This is a genomic window from Bradyrhizobium diazoefficiens USDA 110, from assembly GCF_000011365.1.
In the GTDB taxonomy this organism is placed as follows: Bacteria; Pseudomonadota; Alphaproteobacteria; order Rhizobiales; family Xanthobacteraceae; genus Bradyrhizobium; species Bradyrhizobium diazoefficiens.
This window is the reverse complement of sequence record NC_004463.1, coordinates 5,236,044-5,249,253: the sequence shown is the minus strand read 5'-3', so window position 1 is coordinate 5,249,253 and position 13,210 is coordinate 5,236,044. Positions and strand designations below refer to the sequence as shown.

Below are 13,210 nucleotides of genomic sequence, written 5' to 3'. Positions count from 1 at the left end.
GGCCAATTCACAACGGACATCGGGTCCGGAGCATGCCTTACTTACAGCCCGTAGACGAAACTCCGATTCCTTCGGTCTCGAGATAGGCTTAGGCCTGATGACGGGACCAGGTCTTAAAACGGAAGGTGGGTTCGCGACCGCCAAATCTCGATGCATCCGTCGAACCGCTAGGAGATTGCAGATGAAGCCCACGTTGGAATTTGCGGGTGCCTCTCAACCGACCCTGCTCAGCGCGGTTGTGGTTGCAGCTCTCACGTTTTCGCCGCAAATCGCGAGCGCCGACGAGAGCGGCATCTCGTTCTGGGTCCCGGGGCTGTTCGGCAGTCTGGCAGCGGCACCCACCGCCCCAGGCTGGTCCCTCGGGACGATCTATTACCACACCAGTGTGTCCGCCTCCGGTGCTGCCGCAGCGGCCCGAGAAGTTCAGATTGGCCGCTTCTCTCCGAACGTCAATGTCAACTTGAACGTAAATCTCAAAGCGCCGCCAGACCTGCTGTTTCTGGCTCCGACGTATACGTTCGCGACGCCGGTCCTCGGCGGGCAATTGTCCGTCGGTGTCATGGGCGTTTACGGCCGAAACAGCACGACCCTTGACGGCACGCTGACGACTGGGTTCGGTCCGATTTCGGCGACCCGCACGGGAAGCATATCGGACTCGCTCACCGGGTTCGGCGACCTCTATCCCATGGTCTCGATGAAGTGGCACGACGGCGTCCACAACTACATGACCTATGTGACCGGCGACATTCCAGTCGGCGCCTATGAACCCAGCCGCCTCTCCAACATCGGTATCGGTCATGGCGCCATCGACGCAGGCGGGGGTTACACTTACCTCAACCCGATGACGGGATATGAATTCTCCGGCGTCGGCGGCTTCACATACAACTTCAAGAACCCGGACACGCTGGTTCAGAGCGGCGTCGATTTCCACTTCGATTGGGGCGCGTCGAAATTTCTCTCAAAGCAGGCCTTCGTAGGTCTGGTCGGCTATGCCTATCAGCAGGTCTCCAACGATACCGGCGGACTGCCGGCCCTTGGCGGATTCAGGTCGCGAGTTTTCGGCATCGGTCCGCAGTTCGGCTATCTTTTTCCGATCGGCGGCATGCAGGGATATCTGAACATAAAGGGATATGGCGAATTCGAGGCGGCGAACCGGCCGTCGGGCTGGAATACCTGGCTGACCTTTGCGATTTCGCCCGCCGCACCTGAAAGCACCGTTGCGCCGACCCGGCACAGGGTGACGAAGTAGGGGATCAACTGGAGAAAGGCACAAACCGGCAACCGGCTCTAGCGGCACGTAGGGAATTGGTGCCGAGCTTGGTCGGAAGGTGGCCTATTGATCTGAGGGCAAAAAATGCCGAAGAGCAAAACCATCTGGCTCGGTTCGTTGGCATCAGTGGCCGCCATAGCGATTGCGAGCGCGCCTGCCGCAGCGCAGCAACCTAAGAATCCCAATATTGTCGTCATCCTCGCGGATAATCTGGGCTACGGCGAGTTGGGCGTATATGGCGGCGGTATCCTCCGCGGCGCGCCCACGCCACGTATTGACGCGCTCGCCGGTGAGGGCACCCGCCTCCTCAACTTCAATGTTGAAGCGCAGTGTACGCCGTCCCGATCGGCCCTGCTTACAGGACGCTTTGCCATCCGCTCCGGAACGTACGAAGTTCCGATCGGCGGCATCCCCGACGGATTAACACAGTGGGAGATCACGACCGCGGAGCTGTTGTCGGGGCAGGGCTACGCGACCGGGATGTGGGGCAAATGGCATCTCGGCAGCGCCGAAGACCGGATGCCGACCAATCAGGGCTTCGACGAGTGGTATGGCATCCCGCGCACGTATGACGAGGCGATGTGGCCGTCCCTGGACGAGACACGAAGCATGTGGCCGTCGGTCGGAAACAGGCAGGGTTGGAATGCGAAAGTCGTTCACCCTCAACATATCTATGAAGCACGCAAGGGCGATAAACCTCGACAGGTCGCCGTGCTGGATGAGGATCGCCGCCGCACCATGGACGCGGAGATCACCAGCCGTGCGGTGGAGTTCATCAAGCGCAACGCGAGCTCAGGCAAGCCGTTCTATGCCTACGTCCCGTTCGCGCACGTTCACATGCCGACGCTTCCAAATCTTGAGTTCGCGGGTAGAACCGGCAACGGCGATTGGGCCGATTGCCTGGCCGAAATGGACTACCGCACCGGGCAAATCCTCGATGCCATCAAGCAAGCAGGAATCGAAAACGACACGCTTGTGATATTCGCCAGCGACAATGGCCCGGAGGCAACCAACCCCTGGGAGGGTGACAACGGACCTTGGCGCGGAACTTACTTCACGGCGATGGAAGGTTCACTGCGGGCACCGTTCATCATTCGCTGGCCCGGCAAGGTGCCGGCGGGCCGCATCAGCAACGAAATCGTTCACACCGTCGACCTCTTCACGACGCTTGCGCGGGTCGGGGGCGCAGAGGTCCCTACGGATCGCGCGATTGACGGCGTGGATCAGCTAGATTTCTTTTTGGGCAAGCAGGAGGCCTCTAACCGCGAAGGGTTCCCCGCCTACGTGGCCGACCGGCTGTCAGCCGTCAAATGGCGAAACTGGAAAGTCCATTTGATCTGGCAGGAAACTATGTACGCCACGCCGCAGAAATTGCCCTTGCCGAGAGTCATCAATCTACTGACCGACCGGAAGGAGGAGCGTGATGTTGCCGCGCAAAACTCCTGGGTCGCCGATCCCGCAGTGAGAATCATCGGAGAACTGGAAGCGAGCTTCAAGAAGTACCCTCCAATCAAACTTGGCACCCCAGATCCCTACACGCCGCCATAACCGGTTTTTATGCGCACGCGCCCTTGATTCCCCGCCTTCGGGGAAAGACAGCCGTAAGTGGGTTACGATCCGACCGCTACTGCGCCGTGAGCTTCACGCCCAGTCGTCCCGCAAGCTCCTGCACGAATTGCCAGGCGACACGGCCCGAGCGCGAGCCGCGCGTGGTCGACCATTCCAGCGCCTCGCGCTCCAGCGCCTCATCATCGACCTTTATGTCGAAATGGCTGCAATAGCCGCGCACCATGGCGAGATATTCGTCCTGGCTGCATCGGTGGAAGCCGAGCCAGAGGCCGAAGCGATCCGACAGCGACACCTTTTCCTCGACCGCTTCGCCGGGATTGATCGCGGTCGAGCGCTCGTTCTCGATCATCTCGCGCGCGAGCAGATGGCGGCGGTTGGAGGTGGCGTAGAGGATGACGTTCTCGGGCCGGCCCTCGATGCCGCCTTCGAGCACGGCCTTGAGCGACTTGTACGAGGCGTCATTGCCGTCGAAGGAGAGGTCGTCGCAGAACACGATGAAGCGGAAGGACGAGGCGCGCAACTGCTCCATCAGCGCGGGCAAAGTCTCGATGTCCTCGCGGTGAATCTCGATCAGCTTCAGCTTGTCGGCCGGTTTGCGGTCCGCATTGATGCTGGCATGCGCGGCCTTGACCAGCGACGACTTGCCCATGCCGCGCGCGCCCCAGAGCAGGGCGTTGTTGGCGGGTAGGCCGCCTGCGAAGCGCTCGGTGTTCTCCATCAGGATGTCGCGCATCCGGTCGACGCCCTTGAGGAGGAACAGCTCGACGCGGCTGACCCGCGGCACCGCCGAGAGACGGCCGTCCGGATGCCAGACATAGGCATCCGCCCGGTCGAACGACTCGGGTTCGGCCGCCGGCTTGCCCTGGGCGGAGAGGTGCGCCGCAATGGTCTCGAGGGCGAGGACGATCCGCTCCTGGTTGAGGTCAGGCGCTGCCTTGGAGATCGCCTTGGAGACTGCTTTGGAGGCTGCCGTGGGGCGTTTTGCCGCGACGCGGGCAGGCTTCCTGGCAGGGGTACGGGGGCCTTTGCCGGCCGGGCTTTTGCTTGGTTTTTTGGGCATGTCCGAAGTTCCTGAGAATGCAGCCTTATCGGGCCTGACGGCGCGCCGCAAGGTGACCAAAAGGACGGTCTGGCAGCGTTGCAATTGGGGCGGTGGCCGCTATAGTCCGCGCGAATTTGACCGAGCCGGTCGCCTTTGAGGGCCTGACCGGCTTTCCCCGTTGTCACAAGGATCGTCCGAATGCTGATTACCCCTGCGTATGCCCAGGCCGCGGGCGCCGGCGACACCAACAGCATGTTGATGTCGCTGCTGCCGTTCGCCCTGATCTTCGTGATTATGTACTTCCTGATTCTGCGTCCGCAGCAGAAGAAGGTCCGTGACCACGCCGACCTCGTGAAGAACATCCGTCGCGGCGACACCGTCGTGACCTCGGGCGGCCTCGTCGGCAAGGTCACCAAGGTCGTCGATGACGACCAGATCGAGTTCGAGATTTCCGACGGCGTCCGCGTCCGGCAGATGCGCCAGATGATCTCCGGCGTGCGCGCCAAGGGCGAGCCGGCGAAGGAATCCAAGGATAGCGCGAAGGAAGCCGCCAAGGACGACGCCGCGTCGAAGTGAACGCTTCCGCGAGCATCTCAAGTCTCCTGATCTGACAGGTCCAGTCGATGTTGTATTTCACGCGGTGGAGGGCGCTGGGGATTATCCTGACGGCGCTGATCGTGTGCCTCTGCGCGGTCCCGAACTTCTTCCCCGAGGCACAGGTCAAGACCTGGCCGGCCTGGGCGCAGCGCCGGCTCGTGCTCGGCCTCGACCTCCAGGGCGGCTCCTATCTGCTGCTTGAGGTCGATTCCAACTATGTGAAGAAGGAGAGGCTGGACCAGGTCCGCGACGACGTTCGCCGGACGCTGCGCGATGCCAAGATCGGCTTCACCGGCGGCGTCACCGTGCGCAACGACGCGGCCGAGGTTCGCATCACCAAGGAAACCGATGTGCAGCCGGCGCTCGCCAAGCTGCGCGAATTGGCCCAGCCGCTCGGCGGTCTGATGGGCTCCAGCGGTCAACGCGACCTTGAAGTGACCGATGCCGGTGGCGGCGTTATCCGCCTGAGCATCCCGCAGGCCGCGATGCTCGACCGCATGCGCAAGACCATCGAGCAATCGATCCAGATCGTCGAGCGCCGCGTCAACGAGCTCGGCACCGTCGAGCCCGTCATCCAGCGCCAGGGCAACGACCGCATCCTGGTGCAGGTCCCCGGTCTTCAGGACCCGACCCGCCTGAAGGAACTGCTGGGCAAGACCGCGAAGATGGAATTCCGCATGGTCGACACCTCCGTGCCGCCGGATCAGGCGCAGCAGGGCAGGTTGCCGCCGGAATCCGATCTGCTGATGAGCGCCTCGCCACCGCCCACACCTTACGTGGTCAAGAAGCAGGTGCTGGTCGCCGGCGGCGACCTGACCGATGCCCAGGCGAGCTTCGACCAGCGCACGGGTGAGCCGGTCGTCAGCTTCAAGTTCAACACGTCGGGCGCGCGCAAGTTCTCGCAAGCCACGCAGGAAAACGTGGGGCTGCCGTTTGCGATCGTCCTCGACAACAAGGTGATCTCGGCGCCTGTCATCCGCGAGCCGATCACCGGCGGTCAGGGCCAGATCTCCGGCAATTTCACCGTGCAATCGGCCAACGATCTCGCGATCCTCCTGCGCGCCGGCGCGCTGCCGGCGCCGCTCACCGTGGTCGAGGAGCGCACCGTCGGTCCGGGCCTTGGCCAGGACTCGATCGAGAAGGGCGAGCTTGCGGCTTACGTCGGCTCGATCCTGGTCATCATCTTCATGCTCGTGACCTATCGGCTGTTCGGGGTGTTCGCCAACATCGCGGTGGCCATCAACGTCGCCATGATCTTCGGCCTGCTGTCGCTGCTCAACGCCACGCTGACGCTGCCCGGCATCGCCGGCATCGTGCTCACCGTCGGCATCGCCGTGGACTCCAACGTGCTGATCTACGAGCGCATCCGCGAGGAGCTGCGCGGCGGCCGTAACGCGATCTCGGCGATCGACGCCGGCTTCAAGCGGGCGCTCGCGACCATCCTCGATTCCAACATCACCACCTTCATTGCCGCCGCGGTGCTGTTCTACATCGGCACCGGCCCGGTGCGCGGCTTCGCCGTGACGCTCGGTATCGGCATCATCACCACGGTGTTCACCGCCTTCACCCTGACCCGGCTGATCGTCGCCGGGTGGGTGCGGTGGAAGCGGCCGCAGAGCGTGCCGATCTAGGAGCCTGATTGTGAATCACACCGTTCTCATCGGGCTCGGCGTCCTCATTACTATTCTCACCGTGGTCGCGGCCCTCGGCTTGCTGCCGTCGTTGCGCATCGTCCCGGACAACACGCATTTCGACTTCACGCGATTCCGCCGCATCAGCTTCCCGATCTCGGCGGCGCTGTCGATCGTCGCCATCACGCTGTTCTTCACCCACGGCCTGAACCTCGGTATCGACTTCAAGGGCGGCACGTTGCTGGAGGTGCGGGCCAAGTCCGGCGCCGCCGACATCGCGGCGATGCGCACGACGCTGGATGGCTTGCGTCTGGGCGAGGTCCAGCTCCAGCAGTTCGGCGGGCCCGAGAACGTCCTGATCCGCGTCGCGGAGCAGCCGGGCGGCGATACCGCCCAGCAGGAGGCCGTGCAGAAGGTCCGTACCGCGCTCGGCGATTCCATCGAGTACCGCCGCGTCGAGGTGCTCGGTCCGCGCGTCGCCGGCGAGCTCTTGGCCTACGGCATGCTCGGCCTGATGCTCGCGATCGTCGCGATCCTGATCTATCTCTGGTTCCGCTTCGAATGGCAGTTCGCGCTGGGCGCCATGATCGCCAACGTGCACGACATCGTGCTGACGATCGGCTTCATGTCGATCAGTCAGGTCGATTTCGACCTGACCAGCATCGCCGCGCTTCTGACCATTCTGGGCTATTCGCTCAACGACACGGTCGTCATCTACGACCGTATCCGTGAAATGCTGCGGCGCTACAAGAAGATGCCGATGCCGCAGCTGCTCAACGAGTCCATCAACTCGACGCTGTCGCGCTCGATCATCACCCACGTCACGGTGACGCTGGCGCTGCTCGCGCTGCTGCTGTTCGGCGGTCACGCCATCCACAGCTTCACCGCGGTGATGATGTTCGGCGTGGTGCTGGTCGGCACCTACACCTCGATCTTCATCGCGGCGCCGATCCTGATCTATCTCGGCGTCGGCGAGCATCGCGAAGATGCGCCGGATACGGCTACGCCGGCGAAGAAAAACAAGGCATGATCCGAACCGCACGCCCTCGCACGCGTTTGCGAGGGCAGTAAGCCCATTCGGACGAACCTCATGGCCGGCGATCCCAACGCACCGCATTTCCCGCGCTCGGCGCCGATCGAGGCCTATGGCAAGGGCGGCTTCGCCTTTGCCGGCATGTCGCATCGGGGATCGCTGCTCTGCCTGCCTGACGCGATCTGGGCCTGGGATGTGACGGACCCCGCGAAGATCGACCGCTATTCGCTGGATCGGGTCTTCGCGGCCGCCAACAGCATCGATACGCTCCTGATTGGCACCGGAACCGGGGTCTGGCTGCCGCCGCCGGCGCTGCGGCAGGCTCTGAAGGCGGTGAGGGTGGTGCTGGACACGATGCAGACCGGCCCGGCCGTGCGCACCTACAACATCATGATCGGCGAACGGCGCCGCGTTGCGGCCGCGCTGATCGCCGTGCCATGAGCAGCGCTGCATCTTCGCCCGATTCCGTCGCCTTCTGCGCCGATCTCGTGCGCAGCCACGATTTTCCGCGCTATGTCGCGACCCTGTTCGCGCCCGCCGCCGAGCGCCGTGCGCTGCTCGCGCTCTATGCCTTCAATGTCGAGATCGTCCGGGTCCGCGACCAGGTGAGCCAGCCCTTGCCCGGCGAGATCCGCCTGCAATGGTGGACCGACATGCTTGCCGGCCATGTCCATGGCAGCGCCGAGGGCAATCCGGTCGCGGCCGAGCTGCTGCGCGCGATCCGCGATTTCGACCTGCCGGTCGAGCCGTTGTCGCTGCTCGCCGACGAGCATCAGTTCGATCTCTACAACGATCCGATGCCGACCATGGCGGCGCTGGAAGGCTATCTGGCCGCGACTTCATCGGCGCTGTTCATGCTCGCGGCACGGATCATGGGGCCGCCGTCGGAGGCGGTCGAGCACCTTGCCCGTCATGCCGGGCTGGCGCAGGGCATCGTGCAGGTCATCGTCAACCTGCCGCGCGATGCCGCGCACCGGCAATTGTTCCTGCCGCAGCAGGTGCTGGCGAGCCACAATTGCAACATGGAGGATGTGTTCGCCAGCAGGCAGACGCCCAACCTCCATGCGGTGCTCGAGCAGCTTGCGGGTGAGGCCCGGCAGCATGCGACGACAGCCTCGTCGCTGCTGGCGCAGGCGCCGTCGTCGGTGCGGCCGGCGTTCCTGCCGCTGAGCCAGGCGCAGGCCGACCTCAAGCGCCTGGCGCGTCCGGGACGCAATCCGTTTGCGCCGCAGCCTTCGTCGCGGCTGCGCACGCTGTGGACGCTCTGGCGGGCTTCACGTTCCCGGGAATTTACCAAATAGCGGTTGGCTTGTCGCCCGAGCCGGGCAAATGCTCTATGCTGTCCCATGGCTGACTTGTCCCAAACCACGTCCTCCGATCTCAGCGGCCTTCCGGTCGCGCCTGGTGACATTCAGGCAGCCGCCGAGACCATCCGCGGTGCCGTCGTCGAGACGCCCTGCAGCTACAGCCGCACGCTGAGCAACATCTGCGGCTGTGACATCTGGCTCAAATTCGAGAACCTCCAGTTCACCTCCTCGTTCAAGGAGCGCGGCGCGCTCAACCGCCTCACCGCGCTGACGCCGGAGGAGCGTATGCGCGGCGTCATCGCCATGTCGGCGGGCAACCACGCGCAGGGCGTCGCCTATCACGCCAGGCGGCTCGGCATTCCCGCCACCATCGTGATGCCGGTCGGCACGCCCATGGTGAAGATCGAGAACACGAAGCACCACGGCGCGGAGGTGGTGGTGACGGGCGCGACGCTGGAGGAGGCGGCCGCGTTTGCGCGCAGCCACGGTGAAGCTCACGGCATGATCTTCGTCCACCCTTACGACGATCCGCTTGTGATCGCGGGGCAGGGCACCGTCGGGCTGGAGATGTTGAAGGCGGTGCCGGAGCTCGACACGCTGGTTGTCCCGATCGGCGGTGGCGGCCTGATCAGCGGGATCGGCATTGCCGCGAAATCGATCAAGCCATCGCTGCGGATTCTTGGCGTCGAGGCCTGGCTCTATCCCTCGATGTACAACGCCATCCATGACGGCAATCTGCCGGCGCGCGGCGATACGCTCGCCGAGGGCATCGCGGTGAAGTCGCCCGGCAAGATCACGACTGAAATCGTCCGGCGCCTCGTCGACGACATCGCGCTGGTCAACGAGGCCGAGCTCGAGCGCGCGGTCGCGACCCTGATCTCGATCGAGAAGACGGTCGTCGAGGGCGCCGGCGCCGCCGGCCTTGCCGCGCTGATGTCCGACCCGTCCCGCTTTGCCGGCCAGAAGGTCGGCCTGGTGCTGAGCGGCGGCAATATCGACACGCGGTTGATCGCCTCCGTCCTGACCCGCGAACTGGCGCGCGAGGGACGGTTGACCCAGTTGTCCCTCGACATTCCTGACCGGCCCGGGCAGCTGGCGGCGGTGGCTGCGCTGCTGGCCGAGGCTGGCGCCAACATCATCGAGGTCTCGCATCAGCGGACCTTCTCCGACCTGCCGGCCAAGGCGACGCTACTGCAACTCGTGATCGAGACCCGCGACAGCGCCCATCTCGACGAGGTCATGGCGAGGCTCAGTGCTTCCGGCTTGAGCGCGCGCTGCACCTGAGCGGCGCGGCCGTCCGCTATCGCGGCGTCAGGCCCGCGAGGTGGCCGATCAGCCGGTCGATCTCGGCTTCGGTGTTGTAATAATGCGGGGAGGCGCGCACGAGCGGCGGCAGCGCCCGGATCTCGGCGTCGATGCGGGTGCTCGACGGATGTGAAGCACCGATGGTGATGCCGGCGGCAGCGGCACCACTGACAATCGCGTCCGCCTCATACCCGTCCATCGTGAAGCTGACGATGGCGCCTGGTGTGCGTCCGAGGTCGCGAATGGTGATGCCGCGAACGGAAGCGAGGCCGCCCCGAAGGCGGTCCGCCAGCAGGCGGCAGCGCTGCTCGATCGGGCCCATGCCGATCTCGAGCGCGTAGTCGACGGCAGCGCCGAGCCCGAGCCGCGCTGCGTAATTGTTCTCCCAGGTCTCGAAACGGCGCGCATCGTCACGGAGCCGATATTGATTGCGCGAGACCCAGGGCGCCGCGAAGTGGTCGATCATCGGCGGCTCGAGCCGTTGCAGCAGAGCTCGGCGAACGTAGAGAAACCCGGTGCCGCGCGGGCCACGCAGGAATTTGCGCCCCGTTGCCGACAGCATGTCACAGCCGATGGCTTCGACGTCGACGGCCATCTGGCCGACCGCCTGGCAGGCGTCGAGCAGATAGGGGATGCCGTGCGCCCGCGCGATCTTGCCGACGGCCGCCGCGGGATTGACCAGCCCGCCGTTGGTCGGAACCCAGGTGATGGCGATGAGCTTCACGCGCTCGTCGATCATGCGTTCGAGCGCGTGGATGTCGAGCTCGCCGCTGGCATTGCTCGGCACGACCTCGATAACCGCGCCCGTTCTCCTGGCGACCTGAAGAAAGGCGACATAGTTGGCGGCGTATTCGGCCTCGGCGGTCAGGATGCGATCGCCCTTGCGAAACGCAAGCGCATAGAACGCCATCTGCCAGGCGACCGTCGCGTTCTCCAGAAGCGCGATCTCATCGGGCGCGGCATTCAGCAGGCGGCCTACCGAGCTGTAGACTGAATCAAGCCGGCGCGCCTCGCGGTCGGCGGCGGCATAGCCCCCGATCTCGCTCTCGAGGTCGATATGCTCCTTCATCGCCGCGACGACGGGCGTCGGCATGAGCGCCGCGCCTGCGTTGTGCAGATAGGCGATCCGCTCAGCGGCCGGTGTGTCGATGCGTATTTGGTCGATGTCGATCAAACGGGGCTCTCGCGCTTTGGCCGCGTCAATGCGGCATCTGTTCGAACTGCGGCAGGTGGAGCGGGGTATTCCACGACAGGCGACGTTTGGTGAACATCTCGAGCTTCGGTGCGACCAGGTCGGGCCGGTCGAGGCTTCCCAACTGAACGAAGACCGTTTTGGGGAAGCTGTCGAGGTTCGAGGTGAACACCCGCGAGCCGCATTCGGGGCAGAAGTTGCGGTCGAGGCCTTTGCCGGAGTTCGCGACGTAGTGAAAGGCCTTCGGCTTGCCGCTGAGCAGCGTGAAGTCATCCTCCGGCACGGCAAAGAAAGTTGCCATCTCGCCGCCCGAGGCGCGCTTGTAGTCGTTGCAATGACAATTGGCGATGAAGGACGGATCGGTGTCGAATTCGAACTTGATGGCGCCACAGGCGCATTGAGCGGTGTATTTTTTGGCCATTGATCGCCTCGAATTGGTCCAAGACAGCGGCATGGCATATTGGCCGGCCGGAGGAGCGCACGCAACAGTGGTTGCCGCGCAGCGTGTCGTCTCAGATGCAGAGGCTGAGCAGCTTGATGTGGCACTCGCTGGATTTTGGCTTCTTCGCGGGCGCGGCCTCGCGCTTCACGGCAACCAGCGGCTCCCCGTCCTTCTTGCCTTTGCCCTTGCCCTTCGGCTCGTAGTCGCCTGCGATCACCATGGCCCAATAGGTTCGCTTGCCGCTGGCATTCTTGGCGCTGGCGATGCCGACGCGGGAGGCGTTGTGCAGCAACAGGTTCTTACGGTGTCCGGACGAGTCGATCCACTGTCCGAGCGTCTTCTCGAAATTGTCGTAGCCATAGGCGATGTTCTCGGCGGCGCGCCCCGCGCCGGCCGGTGCGACGCGGCGGTTGAACGGTCCGAGAGCGTCGTGGCTGAGGTCGTCCTTCGCCGCCATCGCGCGCGCCTGGTCCATGGCGATGCGGTCGAGGGTTGAATCGCGGACGACGCGAACTTCACCGTGCTTGAGGCGGAAGCTGGAGATCAGCTCGGCCGGGGTTTCGGCCATTGCGGGCGTCGCTGCCAACAGCAGAAGGCCGGCGATCATGCCGCCGACCACGCGATGCCTCATCGTCCCCCGAGTGCTCATGACCCCGCCACGCCTGCGTTATCCGACTGCTTCTCTATCGCCAATGTGGACGCTTCAAGGCGCATTGCTTCCGTCAGCCCGCGGGCAGGTCCGCCTCGAAATTGAAGCGGTCGCGCAGGTTTTTGCGCTGCTCCAGAATGTCCTTGAGGAAAGCGCGGTCCTGGTCGTTCTTCATCATCGGCTCGATCAGGTCGAGCTGGTTCATGGCGACCAGTTGCAGGATCTCGGTGCGCGGCTTGCCACTGGTGTCGCGCGGCAGTGCATGCACCACCTGGATGTGTTCCGGTGGTTTCGGACCCTTGGCGGCCGTGAGCTCGTTGCGGATCTGGCCTTCGAGCGTGGCCTGATCGGCTTCGACGAAGGCATAGAGCCCGACGCCGGAGCGGCGGTCGGCAAAGGCGACGATGGCGGTGTCGCGCACGGCGGGATTCTTGCGGATCAGCTCCGCCAGCACCGGCGCGTCGTTGACGAGGCGGCGCCCACCGCCCTCGCGATCGGTGAAATTGAACAGGCCGCGCGTGATCGCCCGGTAGACCTTCTTGCCGGTGGCGAGCCACAGGCTCGCGGCAAATGATTTCTTCGCCAGGATCTTGCGCTCGCGCGGCGTCAGCGCCTCGGGCGCGTAGGAGCGCTTGTGCTTGAGCAGGTGCCGGAGGTCTTCATAAGCGAGGATGCGATACAGCCGGCCGCGGCGCGCAAAGCAGGCGGCGAGCTGGAAGTCGGTCACATAGGCGCGGCCGTCGCGGCCGACCAGCCAGTTCTGCTCCTTGGCAAGATCGTTGTGGCAGATGCCGGCGCGGCGCAGCCGGCGCAGCGCCGCCTTGGCCGAGCGGAAATAGGCGAGGTCGCCATGCGGTTTTGCCAGATGCAGCGCGACGCCGTCGACGAAGCCGCGCACCAGCGCCCGGCGTCCGGCCCACAGCAGCTCGGGACCGACGTTCAGGCCCTTGGCGAGGGCGAGCGCATGCTTCTCGCGCGCGAACAGATGGCGGGCCAGCAGGAACGACCACCACGGCACCTCGTCGAGCCGGCGCAGCACCGCATCGACCTCGCCGGTGTCGGCACGAAAGCGGCCGCGCTCGACGGTCGAGAACACGTCGCGCTTGAGCAGCACGCCCTCGGTCCAGCGCGCCGAGAGCGTCGCGGCGTCGTCTTTGGGGAGGCTCATCGACA

The 13,210-nt window shown here is 64.6% G+C and carries 13 protein-coding genes; 8 read left to right on the top strand and 5 right to left on the bottom strand.

Translation table 11 applies throughout. The annotated features are described in order from the left end of the window. Positions 1-181: 181 nt before the first annotated feature. Positions 182-1,249, top strand: coding sequence for a SphA family protein (locus BJA_RS23795; protein WP_162494106.1), 1,068 nt, complete (start codon positions 182-184; stop codon positions 1,247-1,249). A gap of 105 nt (positions 1,250-1,354) precedes the next feature. Next, entirely contained in the window at positions 1,355-2,818 is a 1,464-nt protein-coding gene (locus BJA_RS23790) for an arylsulfatase (protein ID WP_011087506.1), read from the top strand. A gap of 76 nt (positions 2,819-2,894) precedes the next feature. Here the strand turns inward: BJA_RS23790 and BJA_RS23785 are convergent, their stop codons facing one another. Then, positions 2,895-3,899, bottom strand: a complete 1,005-nt coding sequence (locus BJA_RS23785) for an ATP-binding protein (RefSeq protein ID WP_011087505.1) — start codon at positions 3,897-3,899, stop codon at positions 2,895-2,897. Positions 3,900-4,079: 180 nt separating this feature from the next. Here BJA_RS23785 and yajC point away from each other — a divergent pair, with 180 nt between their 5' ends. From yajC to BJA_RS23755, 6 genes are read left to right on the top strand one after another with little or no spacing between them, the layout of a single operon-like run. Further along, entirely contained in the window at positions 4,080-4,457 is a 378-nt protein-coding gene (yajC, locus tag BJA_RS23780; protein ID WP_011087504.1) for a preprotein translocase subunit YajC, read from the top strand. A 47-nt stretch (positions 4,458-4,504) separates the two neighbouring features. Continuing rightward, the gene (gene secD / locus BJA_RS23775; RefSeq protein ID WP_011087503.1) at positions 4,505-6,109 is read left to right on the top strand and encodes a protein translocase subunit SecD; all 1,605 of its coding nucleotides are present in this window, start codon (positions 4,505-4,507) and stop codon (positions 6,107-6,109) included. Positions 6,110-6,119: 10 nt separating this feature from the next. Further along, the gene (gene secF / locus BJA_RS23770) at positions 6,120-7,139 is read left to right on the top strand and encodes a protein translocase subunit SecF (RefSeq protein ID WP_011087502.1); all 1,020 of its coding nucleotides are present in this window, start codon (positions 6,120-6,122) and stop codon (positions 7,137-7,139) included. Between the two features lie 60 nt (positions 7,140-7,199). Continuing rightward, a complete protein-coding gene (locus BJA_RS23765) occupies positions 7,200-7,583 on the top strand; it encodes an Mth938-like domain-containing protein (RefSeq protein ID WP_011087501.1) in 384 nt (127 codons plus the stop codon). Further along, positions 7,580-8,443 carry a phytoene/squalene synthase family protein gene (locus BJA_RS23760; protein ID WP_011087500.1) on the top strand — a complete coding sequence of 288 codons (864 nt, stop codon included), beginning with the start codon at positions 7,580-7,582 and terminating at the stop codon, positions 8,441-8,443. The genes BJA_RS23765 and BJA_RS23760 overlap by 4 nt, the downstream gene beginning before the upstream one ends. Positions 8,444-8,488: 45 nt before the next feature. Beyond that, complete coding sequence (locus tag BJA_RS23755; protein ID WP_011087499.1) at positions 8,489-9,733, top strand: threonine ammonia-lyase; 1,245 nt, start codon at positions 8,489-8,491, stop codon at positions 9,731-9,733. 16 nt (positions 9,734-9,749) lie between these two features. Here BJA_RS23755 and BJA_RS23750 read toward each other — a convergent pair whose 3' ends face one another. The 4 genes from BJA_RS23750 to BJA_RS23735 form a co-directional block, all read right to left on the bottom strand. Continuing rightward, entirely contained in the window at positions 9,750-10,928 is a 1,179-nt protein-coding gene (locus BJA_RS23750) for an aminotransferase class V-fold PLP-dependent enzyme (RefSeq protein ID WP_063921469.1), read from the bottom strand. Positions 10,929-10,953: 25 nt separating this feature from the next. Next, a complete protein-coding gene (locus BJA_RS23745) occupies positions 10,954-11,367 on the bottom strand; it encodes a GFA family protein (RefSeq protein ID WP_038967262.1) in 414 nt (137 codons plus the stop codon). Between the two features lie 91 nt (positions 11,368-11,458). Further along, the gene (locus tag BJA_RS23740; protein ID WP_011087497.1) at positions 11,459-12,037 is read right to left on the bottom strand and encodes a CAP domain-containing protein; all 579 of its coding nucleotides are present in this window, start codon (positions 12,035-12,037) and stop codon (positions 11,459-11,461) included. 73 nt (positions 12,038-12,110) lie between these two features. Beyond that, positions 12,111-13,205 carry a serine/threonine protein kinase gene (locus BJA_RS23735; RefSeq protein ID WP_063921622.1) on the bottom strand — a complete coding sequence of 365 codons (1,095 nt, stop codon included), beginning with the start codon at positions 13,203-13,205 and terminating at the stop codon, positions 12,111-12,113. Positions 13,206-13,210: the final 5 nt, after the last annotated feature.